Source organism: Stutzerimonas stutzeri (genome assembly GCF_000590475.1).
GTDB classification, from domain to species: domain Bacteria; phylum Pseudomonadota; class Gammaproteobacteria; order Pseudomonadales; family Pseudomonadaceae; genus Stutzerimonas; species Stutzerimonas stutzeri_D.
Map to the genome: position 1 here is coordinate 2,517,562 of NZ_CP007441.1, position 20,739 is coordinate 2,538,300.

21 protein-coding genes are annotated in these 20,739 nt (G+C 58.6%); 14 read left to right on the forward strand and 7 right to left on the reverse strand.

What is annotated here, in order from left to right; all coding sequences use genetic code 11:
- Positions 1-236: 236 nt before the first annotated feature.
- Both cysS and CH92_RS11585 read right to left on the reverse strand, forming a co-directional pair.
- On the reverse strand, positions 237-1,622 hold the full coding sequence (gene cysS, locus CH92_RS11580) for a cysteine--tRNA ligase (protein WP_025241939.1): 1,386 nt from the start codon (positions 1,620-1,622) through the stop codon (positions 237-239).
- Positions 1,622-3,298 carry a glutamine--tRNA ligase/YqeY domain fusion protein gene (locus CH92_RS11585; RefSeq protein ID WP_025241940.1) on the reverse strand — a complete coding sequence of 559 codons (1,677 nt, stop codon included), beginning with the start codon at positions 3,296-3,298 and terminating at the stop codon, positions 1,622-1,624. Before CH92_RS11585 ends, cysS begins: the two co-directional genes overlap by 1 nt.
- A 341-nt stretch (positions 3,299-3,639) precedes the next feature.
- Between CH92_RS11585 and CH92_RS11590 the strand changes: the two genes are divergently transcribed.
- On the forward strand, positions 3,640-4,134 hold the full coding sequence (locus CH92_RS11590; protein WP_025241941.1) for a peptidylprolyl isomerase: 495 nt from the start codon (positions 3,640-3,642) through the stop codon (positions 4,132-4,134).
- A 5-nt stretch (positions 4,135-4,139) separates the two neighbouring features.
- The gene (gene lpxH, locus CH92_RS11595; protein WP_025241942.1) at positions 4,140-4,862 is read left to right on the forward strand and encodes a UDP-2,3-diacylglucosamine diphosphatase; all 723 of its coding nucleotides are present in this window, start codon (positions 4,140-4,142) and stop codon (positions 4,860-4,862) included.
- A gap of 6 nt (positions 4,863-4,868) precedes the next feature.
- Here lpxH and CH92_RS11600 read toward each other — a convergent pair whose 3' ends face one another.
- Entirely contained in the window at positions 4,869-5,474 is a 606-nt protein-coding gene (locus CH92_RS11600) for a tRNA-(ms[2]io[6]A)-hydroxylase (RefSeq protein ID WP_025241943.1), read from the reverse strand.
- Positions 5,475-5,648: 174 nt separating this feature from the next.
- Here CH92_RS11600 and CH92_RS11605 point away from each other — a divergent pair, with 174 nt between their 5' ends.
- Positions 5,649-6,509 carry a universal stress protein gene (locus tag CH92_RS11605; protein WP_025241944.1) on the forward strand — a complete coding sequence of 287 codons (861 nt, stop codon included), beginning with the start codon at positions 5,649-5,651 and terminating at the stop codon, positions 6,507-6,509.
- A gap of 38 nt (positions 6,510-6,547) precedes the next feature.
- Here the strand turns inward: CH92_RS11605 and CH92_RS11610 are convergent, their stop codons facing one another.
- Positions 6,548-7,015 carry a DUF1289 domain-containing protein gene (locus tag CH92_RS11610; protein WP_025241945.1) on the reverse strand — a complete coding sequence of 156 codons (468 nt, stop codon included), beginning with the start codon at positions 7,013-7,015 and terminating at the stop codon, positions 6,548-6,550.
- Positions 7,016-7,419: 404 nt separating this feature from the next.
- Between CH92_RS11610 and acnB the strand changes: the two genes are divergently transcribed.
- On the forward strand, positions 7,420-10,029 hold the full coding sequence (acnB, locus tag CH92_RS11615) for a bifunctional aconitate hydratase 2/2-methylisocitrate dehydratase (protein ID WP_025241946.1): 2,610 nt from the start codon (positions 7,420-7,422) through the stop codon (positions 10,027-10,029).
- 325 nt (positions 10,030-10,354) lie between these two features.
- Positions 10,355-11,941, forward strand: a complete 1,587-nt coding sequence (locus CH92_RS11620) for an ABC-F family ATPase (RefSeq protein ID WP_025241947.1) — start codon at positions 10,355-10,357, stop codon at positions 11,939-11,941.
- Positions 11,942-12,006: 65 nt separating this feature from the next.
- Here the strand turns inward: CH92_RS11620 and CH92_RS11625 are convergent, their stop codons facing one another.
- Positions 12,007-12,615, reverse strand: a complete 609-nt coding sequence (locus tag CH92_RS11625) for an FMN-dependent NADH-azoreductase (protein ID WP_025241948.1) — start codon at positions 12,613-12,615, stop codon at positions 12,007-12,009.
- Positions 12,616-12,726: 111 nt separating this feature from the next.
- On the opposite strand from CH92_RS11625, the gene CH92_RS11630 reads away from it, so the two are divergent.
- The gene (locus tag CH92_RS11630; RefSeq protein WP_038622977.1) at positions 12,727-13,614 is read left to right on the forward strand and encodes a LysR substrate-binding domain-containing protein; all 888 of its coding nucleotides are present in this window, start codon (positions 12,727-12,729) and stop codon (positions 13,612-13,614) included.
- A 22-nt stretch (positions 13,615-13,636) separates the two neighbouring features.
- On the opposite strand, the gene CH92_RS11635 is transcribed toward CH92_RS11630, so the two are convergent.
- Together CH92_RS11635 and CH92_RS11640 are read right to left on the reverse strand one after the other, a co-directional pair.
- On the reverse strand, positions 13,637-14,302 hold the full coding sequence (locus tag CH92_RS11635) for a DUF1294 domain-containing protein (RefSeq protein WP_025241949.1): 666 nt from the start codon (positions 14,300-14,302) through the stop codon (positions 13,637-13,639).
- An 89-nt stretch (positions 14,303-14,391) separates the two neighbouring features.
- The gene (locus CH92_RS11640; RefSeq protein ID WP_025241950.1) at positions 14,392-15,222 is read right to left on the reverse strand and encodes an undecaprenyl-diphosphate phosphatase; all 831 of its coding nucleotides are present in this window, start codon (positions 15,220-15,222) and stop codon (positions 14,392-14,394) included.
- 53 nt (positions 15,223-15,275) lie between these two features.
- Here CH92_RS11640 and CH92_RS21855 point away from each other — a divergent pair, with 53 nt between their 5' ends.
- The 8 genes from CH92_RS21855 to CH92_RS11670 all read left to right on the forward strand — a co-directional run bounded on the left by CH92_RS21855 (position 15,276) and on the right by CH92_RS11670 (position 20,739).
- Positions 15,276-15,542 (forward strand): hypothetical protein, encoded by a 267-nt coding sequence (locus CH92_RS21855; RefSeq protein ID WP_144380987.1) that lies wholly within the window; start codon positions 15,276-15,278, stop codon positions 15,540-15,542.
- On the forward strand, positions 15,511-17,145 hold the full coding sequence (locus CH92_RS11645) for a methyl-accepting chemotaxis protein (protein ID WP_025241951.1): 1,635 nt from the start codon (positions 15,511-15,513) through the stop codon (positions 17,143-17,145). The genes CH92_RS21855 and CH92_RS11645 overlap by 32 nt, the downstream gene beginning before the upstream one ends.
- A 378-nt stretch (positions 17,146-17,523) precedes the next feature.
- Positions 17,524-17,793 (forward strand): hypothetical protein, encoded by a 270-nt coding sequence (locus CH92_RS11650; protein WP_025241952.1) that lies wholly within the window; start codon positions 17,524-17,526, stop codon positions 17,791-17,793.
- 153 nt (positions 17,794-17,946) lie between these two features.
- Entirely contained in the window at positions 17,947-18,228 is a 282-nt protein-coding gene (locus CH92_RS11655) for a hypothetical protein (RefSeq protein ID WP_025241953.1), read from the forward strand.
- A gap of 22 nt (positions 18,229-18,250) precedes the next feature.
- The gene (locus tag CH92_RS11660) at positions 18,251-18,538 is read left to right on the forward strand and encodes a hypothetical protein (RefSeq protein ID WP_025241954.1); all 288 of its coding nucleotides are present in this window, start codon (positions 18,251-18,253) and stop codon (positions 18,536-18,538) included.
- Between the two features lie 25 nt (positions 18,539-18,563).
- Entirely contained in the window at positions 18,564-19,256 is a 693-nt protein-coding gene (locus CH92_RS11665) for a DUF421 domain-containing protein (RefSeq protein WP_025241955.1), read from the forward strand.
- Positions 19,257-19,361: 105 nt separating this feature from the next.
- A complete protein-coding gene (locus tag CH92_RS22120; RefSeq protein ID WP_167332186.1) occupies positions 19,362-19,526 on the forward strand; it encodes a hypothetical protein in 165 nt (54 codons plus the stop codon).
- A 109-nt stretch (positions 19,527-19,635) separates the two neighbouring features.
- A complete protein-coding gene (locus tag CH92_RS11670) occupies positions 19,636-20,739 on the forward strand; it encodes a DNA topoisomerase IB (RefSeq protein ID WP_025241956.1) in 1,104 nt (367 codons plus the stop codon).

Below are 20,739 nucleotides of genomic sequence, written 5' to 3' on the forward strand. Positions count from 1 at the left end.
CAATGTTAATTACTGATTGCCACACTGGTTCCGCCCGGGGATTGAGGATCGCCAAGAACCTGCCATTCATGGGCACCGGTCTGCTGTTGGTTTTTTGCGCCATCCTGTTGGCCTTTCGGTGTCCCGTATCAGAAGCGTCTGGATTGAATGCTGCGCGTCAACGAGCCCGTTAGAAGGAGTCGTTGCCCACGAACGAAAAAGGCCGCACGCAGCGGCCTATATCTTATCGGCGGCAGTCAGTCAGCCAGCCGCCAGGTCGTCCCGCCCTTGCCGTCTTCCAAGACCACGTTCATCGCGGTGAGCTGATCGCGGATGCGGTCGGACTCTGCCCAGTTTTTCTCGACGCGAGCCTGCAGGCGAGCGGCGATCAGCGCCTCCACCTCAGCTGCGTCTACCTTGCCTGCGGCACCGGCTTGCAGGAAGTCGTCCGGCTCCAGATGCAGCACACCAAGCGGTTCGGCCAGCGCCTTTAGGCGCGCCGCCAAGCCAGCAGCGGCCTGCGGATCGGACACGCGCAGACGGTTGACCTCGCGAGCCAATTCAAAGAGCACAGCGCAGGCTTCCGGGGTATTGAAGTCGTCGTCCATCGCCGCCGAGAAACGTTCAATGAAAGCCTCACCGCCTATGGGCGCCGCGTCAGGCAGGCCCTTTAAGGCATGGTAGAAGCGCTCAAGCGCGCCTTTGGCTTCTTTCAGGCTGTCTTCGGAATAGTTGATCGGGCTGCGGTAGTGGCTGGAAACCAACAGATAGCGAACCACTTCCGGCTGATACTTTTCCAGCACCTCGCGGATGGTGAAGAAATTGCCCAGCGACTTGGACATCTTCTCCCCATCGACACGGACCGCTCCAGCGTGCATCCAGGCGTTGGCGTACAGCTTGCCGGTCGCCGCTTCGCTCTGTGCGATTTCGTTTTCGTGGTGCGGAAACACGAGATCGGGGCCCCCACCATGGATGTCGAAGGTCTCACCCAGGCAGCAGGTGGACATGACCGAGCATTCGATATGCCAACCCGGACGCCCCGCTCCCCACGGCGAATCCCAGCTCGGTTCGCCCGGCTTGGCCGCCTTCCAAAGCACGAAATCCAGCGGGTCTTGCTTGGCTTCGTCAACTTCGATGCGAGCTCCGATCTTCAGGTCTTCGATCTTGCGCCGTGACAGTTTGCCGTAGCCGACGAACTTGCCGACTCGGTAATAGACATCGCCATTACCCGGCGCGTAGGCGAAGCCCTTGTCGATCAAGGTCTGGATCATGCTGTGCATGCCGGCGATGTGCTCGGTCGCACGCGGCTCGAGATCCGGACGCAAGACGCTGAGCCTAGCCTCGTCCTCATGCATCGCAGCGATCATACGCCCGGTGAGCGCGTCGAAGCTTTCACCGTTTTCCTGGGCGCGGCGGATGATCTTGTCGTCGATATCGGTAATGTTGCGCACGTAGGTCAGGTCATAGCCGCGCTGGCGCAGCCAACGCGAGACCACGTCGAACGCCACCATGACCCGCGCATGGCCGATGTGGCAGAAGTCATAGACCGTCATGCCACATACGTACATGCGCACCTGGTTATCAATCAGCGGCTTGAGGGGCTCCTTGGCCTTGGTCAGGGTGTTGTAGATCGACAGCGCCATTACTGGCCTCCCCAGGAGTCACGCAGCGTCACGGTACGGTTGAACACCATGGCGTCCGGACGGCTGTCTTTGCGGTCGACGCAGAAATAGCCCTCGCGCTCGAATTGAAAACGGCCTTCGGCTTCGGCTTCGGCCGAAGCCAGCGATGGCTCGGCTCGGCAGCCCTTGAGCACCACCAGCGACTCGGGATTGATGTTGTCCAGGAAGCTGCCGCCTTCCTCGTCTTTCTCGGGATTAGCCGAGCGGAACAGGCGGTCGTACAGACGCACTTCGCACTCCACACTCTCGGCGGCCGGCACCCAATGAACGACGCCCTTGACCTTACGACCTTCCGGGTTTTTGCCCAGCGTGTTCTCATCGTAGGAACAGCGCAACTCAACGATATTGCCTTGTGCGTCCTTCACCGTTTCGTCGGCACGGATCACGTAGCTGCCGCGCAGCCGCACTTCACCGCCCGGGACCAGGCGCTTAAAGCCTGCTGGCGGAACCTCTTCGAAATCGCTGGCGTCGATGTAGATCTCGCGGGAAAACGGCAACTGACGCATGCCCATGTCCTGTTTTGGATGACGAGGCAGCTCCAGATTCTCGGTCTGGCCTTCGGGATAGTTAGTGATCACAACCTTCAATGGCTTGAGCACGCACATGGCTCGCGGCGCATTGGCGTCCAGGTCCTCGCGAATCGCAAACTCGAGCATGCCGATATCGACCACGCCACCCGCGCGGTTCACCCCGATCATGTCGCAGAAGGCACGAATCGACGCGGGGGTATAACCGCGTCGACGATAGCCGGTGAGCGTCGACATGCGCGGGTCGTCCCAGCCGCTGACATGCTTTTCATCGACCAGCTGCTTGAGCTTGCGCTTGCTGGTGATGGTGAAGTTCAGGTTGAGACGGGCAAATTCATACTGGCGCGGACGCGCCGGCACCGGCAGATTCTCGAGAAACCACTCGTAGAGCGGGCGATGATCTTCGAACTCCAGGGTGCAGATCGAATGGGTGATGCCTTCGATGGCATCCGACTGGCCATGAGTGAAGTCATAGCTCGGGTAGATGCACCAGTCGTTGCCGGTCTGGTGATGATGCGCATGGCGAATACGATAGAGAATCGGGTCGCGCAGATTCATGTTCGGCGAGGCCATATCGATTTTCGCGCGCAGCGCCTTGGCGCCCTCTGGAAATTCACCTGCCTTCATCCGTGCGAACAGATCCAGGTTCTCTTCGACCGAGCGATCACGGAATGGGCTGTTCTTGCCCGGTTCGGTCAGGCTGCCACGGTATTCCCGAGCCTGATCAGGCGTCAGATCGCAGACGTAGGCTTTGCCTGCCATGATCAGCTCAACGGCCCAGGCGTGTAACTGGTCGAAATAGTTGGAGGCGTAGCGCTCTTCACCCGCCCACTGGAAGCCAAGCCACTGCACATCATTCTTGATGGCGTCGATGTATTCCTGATCTTCCTTGGCCGGGTTGGTGTCGTCAAAACGCAGGTTGCACTCACCCCCGAACTCCTTGGCCAGGCCGAAGTTCAGGCAGATCGACTTGGCATGGCCGATATGCAGATAACCGTTGGGCTCGGGCGGAAAGCGCGTGACGATCTTGGCATGCTTGCCCGATTCCAGATCGGCCTGGACGATGGGGCGGAGAAAGTTGGTGGCTGCGGTGGTCTCAGGCTTGCTCATGATGTCCTTAACGATCTGCGAGTGTGCGGCTCAGAGAGCGGTTTACAAATTAACGAGGATGGCCAGGCAAGGCGAAACCAGTCGAAAGAGCGGAATGTACGGTTTGCACATGAGCATTTCGAGACTGGTTTCAACACGGCATCGCCGAGCGCAGTAATTTGCAAATCTCTCTCAGGGTAGGCCGGCCAAATCAAAGCGCCTATCATAGCGGACCCGTCAACCCCCTGACAGAGCAAAGCGCCCAGCGCGCGATGCCTGCAATGGCGACGTCCATTCTCGCCAGGCGCCGGTTGGGCCGTCATGGCACGAATTCTCCCGCTTCTAATTAAGGAAGGCTTCCAATGATCAAACTCCACACCAATCATGGCGTCATCACCGTCAAGCTGTTTGAAGACAAAGCCCCGGAAACCACCGCCAACTTCAAGGAGTATGTGAAGAGCGGTCACTACGACGGTACCGTCTTTCACCGCGTGATTAGTAATTTCATGATTCAGGGCGGCGGCTTCGAGCCAGGCATGAAGCAAAAAGCCACCCGTGCTCAGATCAAGAACGAAGCCAACAATGGTCTTTCCAACAAGACCGGCACTCTGGCCATGGCACGCACCATGGAGCCTCATTCGGCGTCCGCGCAGTTCTTCATCAACGTCAAGGATAACGACTTCCTGGATCACACCGCGCCGACCGTTCAAGGTTGGGGCTACGCCGTGTTCGGCGAAGTGGTCGAAGGCATGGACGTGGTCGAGAAGATCAAGGGCGTTCCGACCACAATGAAGTCAGGTCATCAGGACGTGCCAGTGGAAGATGTGGTCATCGAGAAAGCCGAGATCGTCGAGTAATCGCATTGATCCTGCTGATTTCCGACCTGCACCTGGAAGAACGACGCGCGGACATCACGCGGGCGTTTCTTCGTTTCCTTGATACACGAGCGCCCCAGGCCGAGGCGCTTTATATACTGGGTGATTTCTTTGAGGTGTGGGTCGGCGACGACGGCATGACGCCCTATCAGCACGAGATAGCTGAGGCGCTGAAGGCATTGAGTCAACGTGGAACGCGAATTTACCTGATGCACGGTAACCGCGACTTCATGATCGGCAAGGCGTTCTGCCGGGAAGCCGGGTGTACGCTTCTGGCCGACCCGCATATTGCGCAGTTTGGCGGAGAGCGAATACTGCTGATGCACGGCGACAATCTGTGCACGCGAGACGAAGGTTACATGCGGCTACGGCGCTGGCTGCGCAACCCGGTCAGCCTGTTCATCTTGCACCATCTCTCGCTGGCCAAGCGTCAGAAACTGGCGCAAAAGCTGCGCTCGAGCAGTAAGGAAGAGACGCGCATGAAAGCCAGCGATATCGTCGACGTGACGCCCGACGAAGTGATCCGGGTCATGCAGCGCCACAAAGTCAGAACCCTGATCCACGGTCACACTCACCGCCCTGCAACGCATTCACTCGAAATCGATGATCAACCCGCCAGGCGCATCGTCCTGGGGGACTGGGACCGCCAGGGCTGGGCCCTGCAAATCGATGAGTCAGGCTTTCACCAAGCTCCGTTCGACTTGGACTGAAACGAATCAGGCGGCGCTCGGTACACCGCTGTGAAAGCGAAACTCGTTATCCGGGCTTTCGATCAGCTCGCACTCGCGCTCACGGACCCGAACGATGGTCGCGTCGATATCTGCCGCATCGCCGTAGAGATACGCCAGCTTCAGGTAATCCTGGAAATGCCTCGCCTCGGACTTCAGCAAACCGTGATAGAACTTGCCCAGCTCTTCATCCAGGTGCGGCACGAGCATCGCAAAGCGCTCGCAAGACCGCGCCTCGATAAAGGCCCCTATCACCAGAGTATCGGTGAGTCGATAAGGCTCATGGTTGCGCACCAATTCCCGCAATCCGGCGGCGTAACGTGACGAGCCGATGTTGCGCAGGCCGATATCGCGCTTGCGGATAATCGACAGCACCTGCTCGAAGTGCCGCAATTCTTCTCTCGCCAGACGCGACATCTTGTTCTGCAGATCGGGCTTGTCGATATATCGGAACATCAGCTGAAAGGCAGCGCCAGCGGCCTTCTTCTCGCAATTACCGTGATCGATGAGCATCACGTCCTGGTTCCGTAGCGCAACGTCGACCCAGGCATCCGGCGTTGCACAGCCGAGAAATTCATTCAATTCGGGGAGCATGGTGAGGTGTATTCGCATAAGAGGTGAACGGCGGTAACACCGCGATTCGAAGCCGCGGACGACGTGCATTATACGAGCCGTTTTTTCTGCGGCCAGCGCAGTTTGACCTGCATCAAAACCAAATGCGTTGCCTTGGCTATAGTGAAGTCATACGCAACCGGAATGGAGCCGATCATGCAAGCCATTCGCAGCATCCTCGTGGTAATTGATCCAAACCTGCCCTATAACCTGGCATTGAAACGAGCGCGCCTGATCGGCAGCGTCAGTCAGGCACAACTGCATCTTCTAGTCTGCGACGGCAAGCATGAGCACAGCGGATACCTCGCCAGGCTTCGCGCAGAACTGGAGAATCAGGGGCACACCGTAGCCGTCCATCAGGCCTGGCATGACAATCTTCACCAGACGATCATCGCGGTACAGCAAGCCGAAGGCTGTGGCCTGGTGATAAAGCAGCACATCGTCGACACACCCTTGAAGCGGGCACTGCTGACGCCGGACGACTGGAAACTGCTGCGTTACTGCCCCTGCCCCGTGCTGATGGTCAAAACCGAAGCGCCCTGGACCGGCGGCACGGTGCTCGCCGCGGTCGATGTGGGCAACGCGGATCTCGAACATCGCACGCTCCACGCCAGCATCGTCAATCATGGCTTCGAAATTGCCTCGCTTGCTGAAGGCAGCTTGCACGTTATCAGCGCCCATCCGTCGGCCATGCTCTCGGCGGCCGACCCCGCTTTTCAGCTCAAGGAAACCATCGAGGCGCGCTATCGCGATGCCTGTAAACAGTTCCAGGCCGAATTCGACATTCCAGATAGCCATCTACATATCGAGGAGGGTCCAGCCGATGCCCTGATTCCTCGTGTGTGCCATGAATTGCGGGCCGTTGTGACCGTTATGGGTACGGTAGCCCGCACCGGATTCTCGGGCGCGCTGATGGGCAACACCGCGGAGGTAGTGCTTGATGCGTTGGAGAGCGATGTTCTGGTACTCAAACCGGACGACATCATCGGCCACCTGGAACAGCTGGCACGTCGATAACCAAGCTCGCCGCCTGTTACTGCCGCTACGGCGCAGGCCTAGCCGCTCGTCTCGCTCAGCAACCCTGGTGCGATATAGCGCTGATAGTGCGCCTCTGAAAGAAGAAAGAACTCCCGGTCGATAGCGTCGCGAAGTTCGGGCAGTGACCAGTCGCGGAACTCCGGAAGCAACACCACGCCGTATGCCTCGAGCTGCTGGATCACCCGCGCTCCCCGGGCGATAAGCTGATAGGCCCAACAGTACGGCGACTGTTCCGCAACGAAACGGATCTGCCTGCTTTCCAGTTGGCGGCGCAACAGCTCCTCATCGAAAATTTCCAGCTTAGCCGCCATCACCTGCGCCAGGAGCAGCTCCAACCGCCGCCAAACGGAGCGTTTGCTTGCCTCGTCATAGGCATTCCAGCTGACCACTTCATGATGGAAGCGTTTGCAGCCACGGCAGACGAGATCACCGTAAACAGTGGAACAGAGGCCCACGCAAGGGGTTTTGATGCGCTGATTGGACATAACGGACGGTGGACCGAAGAACAGCGCCGTATCTTAGACTTTTGTCCAAGCCGGGTCACGGAACAATCCAGCCACACACCAGCTTCTTGTCTGCGCGGCCCGCACCTCGCGGTACTCCAACGTGCTTTCGCGACAACCCGGCAGGACGCGCTAAATTCAGTGGCCACGGCGTTTCACTTAACTTTACGGGCCCGTTCCAGTAGAATCAGCCCGCCGTTTTAGGCGCCACAATCCGTAAGAAGCTGTTTTCAAAGCGTCACGAGCACAGTTAACCGGCTACCTACCGGGTGCGCAGATCCCTCTCACCTGCGCACCCGGCATCAATCCCGCCGTAAAACTTTGAAAACAGCTTCCGGATGCGCGTCCCGAGACATCCAAGGGACCAATGATGAGGGTATAAAACTGTGCTTGAAGCCTATCGCAAACACGTAGAAGAGCGTGCCGCCCAGGGCGTCGTGCCCCAACCGCTGAACGCCGAGCAGACCGCAGGCCTGGTCGAGCTCCTGAAAAACCCGCCAGCCGGCGAAGAACAATTTCTCCTTGATCTGATCACCAACCGCGTGCCGGCAGGTGTGGATGAAGCGGCCTATGTCAAGGCCGGCTTCCTAGCCGCTATCGCCAAGGGCGAAGCCACATCGCCGCTGATCAGCAAGCAGCACGCTGTCGAACTGCTGGGCACCATGCAGGGCGGCTACAACATCGTTACGCTGGTTGACCTGCTGGACGATGCCGAGCTGTCCGACACCACCGCAAAGCAGCTGAAGCACACCCTGCTGATGTTCGATGCGTTCCATGATGTGGCGGAAAAAGCCAAGGCCGGCAATGCCAACGCCAAAGCCGTCATGCAATCGTGGGCCGAAGGCGAGTGGTTCAAGAACCGCGCCCCGGTAGCCGAGAAAGTCACTCTGACCGTTTTCAAGGTCACTGGCGAAACCAACACTGATGACCTGTCGCCAGCCCCGGACGCCTGGTCGCGCCCTGACATTCCACTGCACGCGCTGGCCATGCTGAAAATGGCTCGCGACGGCATCAACCCTGACGTTCCTGGCTCGGTTGGCCCGCTCAAGCAGATGGAGGAACTGACGACCAAAGGTTTCCCGATTGCCTATGTGGGCGACGTGGTCGGTACCGGTTCCTCGCGTAAGTCCGCGACCAACTCGGTCCTGTGGTTCTTCGGTGACGACATCCCGAACGTACCGAACAAGCGCGCCGGCGGCTTCTGCTTCGGCACCAAGATCGCGCCGATTTTCTACAACACCATGGAAGATGCTGGCGCTCTGCCGATCGAGTTCGACTGCTCCGATCTGGCGATGGGCGACGTGATCGACGTCTATCCGTACAAAGGCGAAGTCCGTCGCCACGGCAGCGACGAGCTGGTTACCACGTTCGAGCTGAAAACCGACGTCCTGCTCGATGAAGTTCGTGCTGGCGGCCGTATTCCGCTGATTATCGGCCGCGGCCTGACCGAAAAGGCGCGCGCCGAGCTGGGCATGGGCCCGACCGATCTGTTCAAGAAGCCGGAAGCCCCCGCCGAGAGCAACAAGGGCTTTACTCTGGCGCAGAAGATGGTCGGTCGCGCCTGTGGCCTGCCAGAGGGCAAAGGCGTTCGCCCGGGCACCTACTGCGAGCCGAAGATGACCACCGTCGGCTCCCAGGACACCACCGGCCCGATGACTCGCGACGAGCTGAAAGACCTGGCTTGCCTGGGCTTTTCCGCTGACCTGGTCATGCAGTCGTTCTGCCACACCGCGGCGTACCCGAAGCCGATCGACGTCACCACACACCACACCCTGCCGGACTTCATCATGACCCGCGGTGGTGTTTCCCTGCGTCCGGGCGACGGCATCATCCACAGCTGGCTGAACCGCATGCTGCTGCCGGATACCGTAGGTACCGGTGGTGATTCGCACACCCGTTTCCCGATGGGCATTTCCTTCCCGGCCGGTTCGGGTCTGGTCGCCTTCGCCGCAGCCACGGGCGTCATGCCGCTGGATATGCCGGAATCAGTACTGGTTCGCTTCAAGGGCAAGATGCAGCCCGGCATCACCCTGCGCGATCTGGTCCATGCGATCCCCTACTACGCCATCCAGAAAGGCCTGCTGACCGTCGAGAAGAAAGGCAAGAAGAACATCTTCTCCGGCCGCATTCTCGAAATCGAAGGCCTGAACGAGCTGACCGTCGAGCAGGCTTTCGAGCTGTCCGACGCCTCTGCTGAGCGCTCCGCTGCCGGTTGCACAATCAAGCTGCCGGAAGCGGCGATCGCCGAGTACCTGCAGTCGAACATCACCCTGCTGCGCTGGATGATCAGCGAAGGTTACGGCGATGCTCGTACGCTGGAGCGTCGCGCTCAGGCCATGGAAGCCTGGCTGGCCAAGCCGGAACTGCTGGCTGCCGATGCCGACGCTGAGTACGCCGAGATCATCGAAATTGATCTGTCCGAAGTCACCGAGCCGGTTCTCTGCGCGCCGAATGACCCGGACGATGCCCGTCTGCTTTCGAGCGTACAGGGCGAGAAGATCGACGAAGTATTCATCGGTTCGTGCATGACCAACATCGGTCACTTCCGCGCCGCCGGCAAGCTGCTGGACAAGGTCGAAGGCTCCCTGCCGACCCGTCTGTGGCTGTCGCCGCCGACCAAGATGGACCAGCATCAGCTGACCGAGGAAGGCTACTACGGCATCTACGGTCGCGCCGGTGCGCGCCTGGAAATGCCAGGCTGCTCGCTCTGCATGGGTAACCAGGCTCGGGTCGAAACCGGCTCGACGGTGGTCTCCACCTCGACCCGTAACTTCCCCAACCGCTTGGGCGATGCGACCAATGTGTACTTGGCTTCTGCCGAGCTGGCAGCGGTCGCTTCGATTCTTGGCCGTCTGCCGACCGTCGAGGAGTACATGGTCTACGCCGCTCAGATCGACACCATGGCCGCAGACGTTTATCGCTACCTGAGCTTCGATCAGATCGCCGAGTTCCGCGAGTCTGCGGCTAAGGCCAAGATCGACGTAGTTGCTGTTTGATGCTCCAGTGACAACGCTAGCCTCGCAGACTATGTAAAAGTCTGACGACGCAGCGGTAGATGAGTGAGCGCCCCGACTGGTTCGGGGCGTTTGCTTTTGTGGGCCTCATACAACTGCCGACGCAGCTATGCGACAATAGCCGCACTGTCTGGCACGAACCCCCACTTTGATCCCAACAGCTCGGCCTTTGCGCACGAATGCTGCTGCTAACGTACGCCCGCTGGATAAACGTTAAGGGGCGTTGCGAAGAGACGAGCAATCACGATTGTCGAAAGCATGCACAAGCCGAAAACCTAACACTCTGAAACCCGCGAGATAGAGCTTCTTGATTTCTACAGCTAACATCACCATGCAGTTCGGCGCCAAGCCGCTGTTCGAAAACGTTTCCGTCAAGTTCGGCAACGGCAATCGCTATGGCCTCATCGGCGCCAATGGCTGCGGCAAGTCGACCTTTATGAAAATTCTCGGTGGCGATCTGGAGCCATCTACTGGTCAGGTCATGCTCGAGCCCAACGTGCGCCTGGGCAAGCTGCGCCAGGATCAGTTCGCCTACGAAGATTTCAATGTCATCGACGCTGTGATCATGGGTCACGAGGAGCTATGGAAGGTCAAGGCCGAGCGTGAGCGCATCTACTCCCTGCCGGAGATGAGCGAAGAAGACGGCATGGCCGTCGCCGAGCTGGAAACCGAATTCGCCGAGATGGACGGCTACACCGCCGAATCCCGGGCTGGCGAATTGCTTCTGGGCCTTGGGATCCCGCTGGAACAGCACTTCGGGCCGATGAGCGAGGTGGCGCCGGGCTGGAAACTGCGCGTCTTGCTGGCACAGGCGCTGTTCTCCGACCCGGAGGTCCTGCTGCTCGACGAGCCGACCAACCACTTGGATATCAACACTATCCGCTGGCTGGAAAACGTCCTCACGGCGCGCAACAGCACCATGATCATCATTTCCCACGACCGGCACTTCCTGAACAGCGTGTGCACGCACATGGCTGACCTGGACTACGGCGAGCTGCGACTGTTCCCGGGCAACTACGACGAATACATGACCGCGGCGACCCAGTCGCGCGAGCAACTGCTGGCCGACAACGCCAAGAAGAAGGCTCAGATCGCCGAGTTGCAGACCTTCGTCAGCCGTTTCTCCGCCAACGCCTCGAAAGCCAAGCAGGCGACTTCGCGTGCCAAGCAGATCGATAAGATCCAGTTGGCCGAGGTCAAGCCGTCCAGCCGCGTCAGCCCGTTCATCCGTTTCGAGCAGACCAAAAAACTGCACCGCCAAGCCGTGACCGTGGAGCACATGGCCAAGGGCTTTGATGGCAAGACGCTGTTCAAGAACTTCAGTTTTACCGTCGAGGCCGGTGAGCGGGTCGCGATCATCGGGCCGAACGGAATCGGCAAGACTACTCTGCTGCGCACGCTGGTTGGCGAACTGCAACCGGATGCTGGCTCGGTGAAGTGGACCGAAAGCGCCGATGTCGGCTACTACGCTCAGGACCATGCCGATGACTTCGAAGACGACGTGTCGCTGTTCGACTGGATGGGGCAATGGACGCAAGGTGGCGAACAGATCGTACGCGGCACGCTGGGCCGCATGCTGTTCTCCAACGATGAAATCCTCAAGTCGGTTCGGGTCATTTCCGGAGGCGAGCAGGGTCGCATGCTGTTCGGCAAGCTGATCCTGAAAAAGCCCAACGTTTTGGTGATGGACGAACCGACCAACCACCTGGACATGGATTCCATCGAGGCGCTGAACCTGGCGCTGGAAAACTATCCGGGCACGTTGATTTTCGTCAGCCATGACCGCGAGTTCGTCGGCTCTCTGGCGACGCGCATCATCGAGCTCTCGGATACGGGTGTGACCGATTTCAGCGGCACCTATGACGATTACCTGCGTAGCCTTGGCGTGATCTGATGACGCAGGAACAGAAACGCCCCGTCAGCTCGCTGAACGGGGCGTTTTTGCATGGGCCAGGCGCGTCATGCAGTTTCGTACAGTTCCTCAATGGTCTGCTGTGCCGCGGTCATCGCTGCTTCCCGTACATCGTCGCCCATGGCGAGGCCATGGGCCCGAACGATCTCGATATCGGTAATGCCGAGAAACCCTAGCACGAGTTTCATATAGCCTTCGTGCGCGGCACCGCTGGGTTGATTCCCATGAACACCTCCAGCGGTTGAAACGAGAATCACGCGTTTTCCGCCAGCCAAACCTTCGGCACCGTTCGGGCCATAGCGAAATGTTTTGCCTGCCACGGCGATGCGATCGATCCATGCCTTGAGTTGGCTGGGTACGCTGAAGTTGTACATGGGCGCGCCAATGACCAGCAAATCCGCCTCGAGAAACTCATTCAACGTTGCCTCAGCCAGAGCCGCTGCCTGACGCTGCGCAGCATCGCGCAGCTCTTCAGGGGTGCCGACCGCCGCCAGGCTAGCGCCAGATAAATGGTCCAGCTCGTCTGCAGCAAGGTCGCGATAGCGCAGGTTGCTCTCCGGCTCGTTGGCCAGCACAGCCGTTACGACGGCACGGGATAGTTGGCGCGAAGCCGAAGCGTCGCCGAGAATGCTCGAATCCAGGTGCAGTATGTTCATGTAGGGTCTCCATCTCAGGTTCGTTTCGATGGACAAAGCCTACAGGCAAACCGAATAAGCGATTAGTGGCGTAATTTACGATAGATTGTCCTGAAAATAGGACGACAGGCCATGCAAGACCTCAATGACCTTTTCTATTTCGCCAAGGTGGTCGAAGGCGGTGGATTCGCTGCGGCCGGTCGCCAGCTCGGCATTCCCAAATCACGGCTGTCGCGCCGCATCGCCGAACTTGAAGAGCGACTCGGTGCGCGATTGCTTCAGCGTACAACTCGAAAATTGTCGGTCACTGAAGTCGGCGAGCGCTACTATCGCCACTGTCAAGCGATGCTGCTGGAAGCAGAGCAGGCCGACGAGGTCGTGGCGAGCCTGACCAGCGAACCCAGGGGACGGGTGCGCGTGTCCTGTCCCATCGCGGTGGCCGGGTTCGCTGATGCGGTGGTGGATTTTCTTGCGGCGTATCCGCTTGTGACGCTTGAAACCGTTGTGAGCAACCGGCGTGTGGATTTGGTCAACGAGGGCATCGATGTCGCGCTGCGGGTTCGTACCGCTGATGACGAAGACCCTTCGCTCATCGTTCGGCGCTTGCAACCGGCTGTCGCCTATCTCGTCGCCTCGCCCGCGTTGCTTCGTGGCCAGCCCATCAACAGCCCCGAAGATCTGCTGAAGCTGCCTGCGCTTGGAGCAGCGGAACCCGACCGCAAGGTGCGCTACCGGCTTGTCAGCGATGATGGCGAGATATGCGAGCTCGCGTTGGAACCACGGCTTGCCGTCGACGATTTCGGAATCCGAAAGACTGCCGCTCTATCAGGGCTCGGCCTGACCATGCTCCCACGTGGCTACTGTGAAGAGGAGTTGGCAAGCGGCCACCTGATTCGCGTCCTGCCAGGCTGGACGCTGCCAGGCGGCCATCTGCAGCTGGCTTATCTGCATCGACGCGGAATGCTGCCTGCCGTTCGAGCCTGGATAGATCATATGATCGAAGCCTTTGGCCAGGACTGACGCGTTAAAGCAGCGAAAAGACTCAGCGGCTCCACCCGAGCAACAACCCATGCAAGCGATCTAAATAAAGATAATCCAGCCACACCGTCTGGTGCGCCATGACAATCAACCAGAACACTAGCTGGAATGAAAGCTTGCGAGTCTTGTGCCGGAGCAGTTGCTGCGCCAGCAACGCGCCCGGCCAGCCACCGAGCAGCGCGACCAGATGCAGCCGCGCCTCCGGCGTACGCCAGTCGCGGCGTATGGCGCTGCGCTTGTCGTGCCAATACAAACCGAAGGCCAGCAGACTCGCCAGCGCATAGATGACTAGCGGCCATTGCACCTCCTGCCGAGCCAACCGCATGATGCCCAGCGCAGGCAGCAGGCAGAGCAGTATCAGGACCGGGATCTTCAAGAAACGCTGACGAAGCGGCTCGTTACGCTGTGCAACGGGTGTGTGCCTTGCTGAGGATTTTTGGCGAATGGTCGGCTCGTCGAGGGAAAGCGTATCCAGACGGATATGCTCGGCACGCAAGCGCCCTCCCCGGTCGCGATCGACTACATACCACACCTGATCGCCCTGCACCGGTCGCCGCGCGCCGCGCACAGCCGAGATATGGGCGAAGACCTCGTCACCGCCCTTATCAGGCCGGATGAAACCGAATCCCTTTTGGTCGTTCCAGGTTTTCAGCTGGCCGCGTATTTCCATGCTGTAGAGGCTCGGTGGAAATCCAGCATTCTAATCGGGGATCGCGGCGTTTGTCCGAATGCCCTCTCAGACCATCAGCCTTAGCGTTATCAGCCAGTGGCAGTGCTCCAGTCGATCAAGCTGAACTGCCAGGTCGCCAGAATGGCGATGCCGAAGATGATCCGGTACCAGGCGAATGCTGCGTAGCTATGGTTGCCGATGAATTTCAACAACGCTCGCACCGCCAACATCGCGAAGATGAACGAAGTGACAAAGCCGACCGCAAATACCGGAACGTCGCCTGACTGAAACAGATCGCGGTACTTATAGCCCGAGTAAACCGCGGCACCCACCATGGTCGGCATCGCCAGAAAAAAAGAAAACTCGGTCGCCGCCTTGCGAGACAGGCCAAATAACAACCCGCCGATGATGGTGGCACCGGAACGTGACGTTCCTGGAATGAGTGCCAGACACTGTGCGCACCCGACCTTCAATGCGTGAGTCCAGTGCATGTCGTCGACCGTTTCCGCCTGGATGCGATGCGAACGTTTTTCAGCCCAGAGCATGACCACGCCACCGATTACCAGAGCAGTCGCTACGGTGATGGGGTTGAACAGGTACTCATGTATCAGATCAGCAAAGGTCACTCCCAGCACAACGGCTGGCAGAAACGCCACCAGCAGGTTCGCGGTGAACTTCTGCGCCTTCCGCTCCTTGGGAAGCCCGACCACGACATCGATGATCCTGCGCCGGTACTCCCAGACCACTGCCAGAATCGCGCCTAACTGAATGATGATGTTGAAGGCCAGTGCCCGCTCGCCGCCAAACCCGATCAGGTCGGCAACGATGATCTGGTGTCCGGTACTGGAGATCGGCAGAAACTCCGTGATGCCTTCGACCACACCGAGAAGCAACGCCTGAAAGACGACCCAGAAATCCATCCAATCCCCAATAGCGGCGCAGACCACCGCATTTGAATATGCAACGAAGGTATATGTCAGATAGCCACTTAGGCGCTGTTCTGACTCGCTGGTGGCAAGTAAATTCAATCAGTCGAAGCGGCCATCCTTATCTTTTTTCCGCGGATGCCGACAAGCTATTCAACGGTGTAGCAAAGCCACCCACCGCCGCAGCACAACTGACCAAGGTAGACGCTGGCGCGGTGCTCCAACCCGAAGCCGCTACAACGAATAATAATCAGAAAAGCCTCAACAGGAGCTTACAAGCCGATGAATCTGCTGCGAAATTTCCCTATCAGTAAACGCCTGTGGCTGATCCCGACGTTAGCGGTTGCGATGTTGTTCGTTCTCGGTCTGCTGATGATCCACCAAGTGCGGATCGACCTGTACAAAGGCAAGCAGGTCATGACCCAGAACATCGTCGAAACGGCGACGGGTATTCTCGGTTATTACCAACAGCTTGAGGCAAGCGGCACGCTAAACACGTCCGAAGCGCAGAAAGCGGCAATGGAACAGATTCGCCTGCTCCGCTACGGACATAACGACTACTTCTGGATCAATGACATGGGCCCGGTCATGCTCATGCACCCGATGAAACCTGAGCTCGAAGGCAAGAATCTTTCCAACGTGAAGGACCCGAACGGCAAAGAGCTGTTCAACGAGATGGTCAAAGTCGCTCGCCTACAGGGAGCAGGCATCGTCGACTATCAGTGGGCGAAACCAGGCGAGGAAGATCCCGTACCGAAAATTTCCTACATCGAACTGTTCAAGCCATGGGGCTGGATCATCGGCTCCGGCATCTACGTGGACGACGTAGAAGCAGAGTTCCTCCATTACCTTGTTCGTTTCTCCATCATTGGGCTGGTCATCGCTTCGCTGATGGCGCTGCTGGTCTCCATTCTCATCCGCAGTATCACCCGCCCGCTGCGCCACTCCATGCAGGCCATGGCCAACATAGCGAGCGGCGAAGCCGACCTTACGCGCAACCTCGACGTCTCGGGAAATGACGAGCTGACAACGCTGAGCCGCGACTTCAACATGTTTATCCAGAAGCTCCGTACGGTCATCGCTCAGCTGTTCGAAACCTCCGGTTCGCTGGCGAACTCGTCCAGCGATCTGGGAGGGCTAGCCGGTCGGACATACAACCAAAGCCAGCGGCAGTCCCAGCAAATGGAATTGGTCGCAACCGCGGTGAACGAGGTAACTTACGCGGTGCAGGAAGTGGCAAAAAATGCCGAGCAGGCATCGAACGAAGTCTGCGACGCGGAAAGGCAGGCCGGCTTGGGCCAACGCAATATCGAAGCAAGCCTGCAGCAGATAGACCAGCTGTCGACCACCATTGATAAAGCGGTCGGGGTGATCCAGTCCTTGGCCGACGAAACCACACAGATCGGTTCGGTGCTGGAAGTTATCGGATCGATCGCCGACCAAACCAACTTGCTCGCTCTGAACGCCGCGATCGAAGCCGCTCGCGCCGGAGAACAGGGCCGCGGCTTTGCCGTTGTGGCTGATGAGGTTCGTTTGCTGGCACAGCGCACCCAAACCTCGACGGCAGAGATCCACACGATGATCGAGCGGCTGCAGAAGAATTCGGGCGCAGCAGTTACAGTCATCATGGAAAGCAGTCGGGCCTCTCAGGCCACTGTCGAGCAGGCCAGCCAGGCCGGTGAAAGCCTCGGTCAAATAGCCCAGGCGCTGCGCAACCTGTCGGGCCTGAATGCCTCGATTGCCAGCGCTACCCTGCAGCAGACCCATGTCGTCGAAGACATCAACCAGAACGTCACTCAAGCAGCCGAGCTGGCACAGGAAAGCAGCCAGGCCGCTGAGCATTCGAGCGCAGCGAGCAAACAGCTCGACGAGTTGGCCGAACAATTGAATCGCCTGCTCAAGCAATTCAAGGTCTGAGCCGACAAGCCTGAATTGTCGTCCGGCTTTGGATACAACGGTCGGCCCCCACGGGAACCGACCGTTTTATTTCGTTTGGCAATTGTGGCTTTTCGCCACAGGCGACGCGCCTCGCTCAATGAATAAAAATTTTCGGTGATAGGCATTTGAACGCTCTATAGCCCTTGAAAAACAAGGCGTTCGGCCAACGATTAATCCGTAAACCCGGGCTTAACTAATCCTATACTTTCGGCTAATTGCAAAAATTCTTCGCAATCCCGAACTCTCGATGTGACTTATCAGTCCTCTGTGTACATCAATGGATATGTAAGGCCAACGCCGGCAGCCTGGCGGCAGGCTCAATCCGATTTTGGTTATCACAAAAAGAGAGACATGCCCATGAACAGCCCCCTTCGTTTCAACGACGCCCTTCTCATCACTGATCGCGCGTTCAAGCCGTTCCAGTGCGTCGCCTGGACGTTGCTGGAAGGCAATGGCGAACTCAGCATAACTGTCGTGGATGGCAGCGAATCTCGCACTGTTGGTCATTGCAAGTTTTCCAGCAGCGTCTATTCCGACCCGGTCAAGCTCGGCGAATCGTTGGAACAGGCACGCGCTGACTTGAGCCGCCAGGGTGTTCATCTCGCTCCCTGGCAGATGCCCGAGTAACGCATCCGTTTCGAATGCACCAAGGCCCGGCGGCGTAAGCACCGGGCCTTTTTCATTGCATTTACACGCCCCGCACTCACCGGCTCCGCTTACCGACTGATCCATTCGTCTGTTTCACGGTCCCAGCAATAAGTGAATCGAGAGGAGCAAGCTATGAAGGGTGCAGAAGCCTACGTCAATGACCAGTGGCACAGCAGCGGCCTGGCAAACCTGCCAGCGGGGGCCGAAGGCCATTGCATTACCTTGAAATTCGTAATCCCCCGGGACGCTCAATTCACTGGCCTGATCGTCCATGTCTGCGAGGTTGCACAGCGGCGGCTGAGCGAATTTTACAAGGACCGCAAGGTGACGCACAGGCCGGTAGAAGGTTCGGTCGTAGGGGATGGCAGCGGTGACGGTATAGACCTTGTGTTCGATGTCGCCCCCGCGGAATGAGCAATCACACCGGAGCATAACCATGACCACTCAACGTATCGCACTCGACGAAGCCATGCGTATCAGTGAGATGGCTTTTCTGCCCTGCCATGCAACTACGAAGGCAAATAATGACGACGCCAGCTTTTCGTTACGAGTGACCAACGCGGCTAGCGATGAACTGTTGTCGATTCCCCATATCGCTCGTTCCCAATATGCAGATCCCGTTCATCTCGCCGGCCTGCTGGAAGAAGCGCGGCTACAACTCAGCAAAGATGGCGTGCCCCTGAGCGCATGGTCCATGCCTGCACAACCAGGCGTCACCTGGTAGCGACACCATTGACCCGAGGCCATAAATGACACCCTTCGATTGGCAGCGCATGCTGCTGGACGATCTTCCATTGCTGTTCATCGCAGAAGTAGTGCTGCGGGCGTTTTTTGCTTTCGTTGCGGTGTTTCTGTTTCTGAAAATCAGCGGACGCCGGGGTATTCGGCAGCTATCGCTATTCGAGCTGGTGGTGATTCTCACACTGGGGTCTGCAGCAGGCGACGTCTCCTTCTATGAGGACGTGCCGCTGCTACCCATTGCGGCCGTGTTCGCGACCCTGCTACTGCTCTACCGGCTCACCGTCTTGATCATGACGCGCAGCGAGCGGTTGTCCAAATGGATGGAAGGCGAACCGGTCACTATCATCGAGAATGGCCTGTACGAATTGCACAGCCTGAACCAATTGAACATCTCGTCCGATGAGTTCTTCATGGAATTACGTCAGCAAGGTGTTGAACACCTGGGCCAGGTGCGACTGGGCATTCTCGAGACCGATGGAGAAGTCAGCCTCTATTTCCACGAAGCCGAGTCGGTGCGCCCCGGCCTGTCCGTGCTGCCCAAACAATTTCGGTCGATTTATCGGCAGGTGCCCTCCAGTGGGATGTACGCCTGCATGCGTTGCGGATATCCGCAGATTATCGAAACGCAGCAGGAGGCCACTTGTCCTCGTTGTCACCACCAGTATTGGAGCATTGCGTTGAGCAACCCACGCGTGCGCTGACCTGCGGCGCGAACCCCCTCCCCTTGCATCGGTCACTAATAGAGACGGGCGCCGCGCTGCCCCTTGCCACGGCTGCCTTCTATTCCGCGATCCAGGAGCGTTCACATGATAGGCGACTACTCTTCGATAAATGACCATCTGGAAGCTGCACGCAGGCTCGCTGACAGCGCTGAAACCAAGGCGGACCCTGCCATCTATCGGGAAGCGATCGACGAACTGGTAGCCGCGATACGGTTACTGATGCGCAACAGCCCGGAAAGCGAAGACTGACCGTAAACCTCTTACTCGCCATCACGAGACGCGGGTTCATTCTGAAACGGGAGCGCGCAGACCGGATCGGTCTGCGCCATCAGGCTGTGCGTACCTCGAGGTGTTTCGCATGCTGATTGATCAGGGCGGTGGAACTGCTCCGCCATTGGCAGCAGGTACTCGTCCGATACCGACGGACGAGCGATCCGATACAGGCACGGCTCTGTGTCCTCCGCTTCCGGCCGATCTTCATTACGTTGACGATCACAGCCCTGGACTCAGTCGGCGAATATTGAGGGGCAAATATGCCTACTTCCTGCCGACCGGGGAGCGCATTCGCGACGCGGCAGAGATCTCCCGGATCAACAAGTTGGCCATTCCTCCAGCTTATACCGATGTCTGGATCTGCACCGATCCGCAGGGACATCTACAGGCTACCGGACGCGATGCCCGCGGTCGCAAGCAATACCGCTATCACCCCCGCTGGCGGGAAGTCCGGGACACCACCAAATATGAACGTCTTCTGGCATTCGGTGCAGCATTACCTAAGTTGCGAGCCCGCCTGGAGGAACATCTGGCCCTGCGCGGACTGCCGCGAGAGAAGGTCATGGCGCTGGTCGTGCAACTGCTCGAATCGACATTGATTCGTGTTGGCAACTCGCGCTATGCACGGGAAAACCGCTCCTATGGCCTGACTACATTGCGTACGCGTCATGTGGATGTGCACGGCGCCGCGATCCGCTTCCAGTTTCGAGGCAAGAGCGGTGTAAAGCATCAGGTCACGCTGAAAAATCAGCGCCTGGCGCGGATCATGCGCCGCTGCATGGAGCTGCCCGGGCAGCATCTTTTTCAGTACCTGGACGAAGAAGGCTTACGCCGCCCGGTGAGCTCGAGTGACGTGAATCAGTTTATCCAGGACATGACCGGAGGTGACTTCACCGCCAAGGACTACCGCACCTGGGCCGGTAGCGCCCTAGCCTTGGAATACCTGCGCAAGCGTGAGTGGCAACCAAACACGGTCGCCCGTCGCAACTTGGTCGAGACGGTTACCCAGGTGTCCCGCCAGCTTGGCAACACCCCGGCCATTTGCCGCCAGTGCTACATCCACCCCGACGTACTACAGGCCTTCACTTCGGGGGAACTCGCCCAATTGCCCAAGGCTAGAAAGCGCAAATGGCTGAGCAGCGAGGAGGCCACCTTGTTGAGCTTTTTGGCCGAGCGCAATCCCACCTGA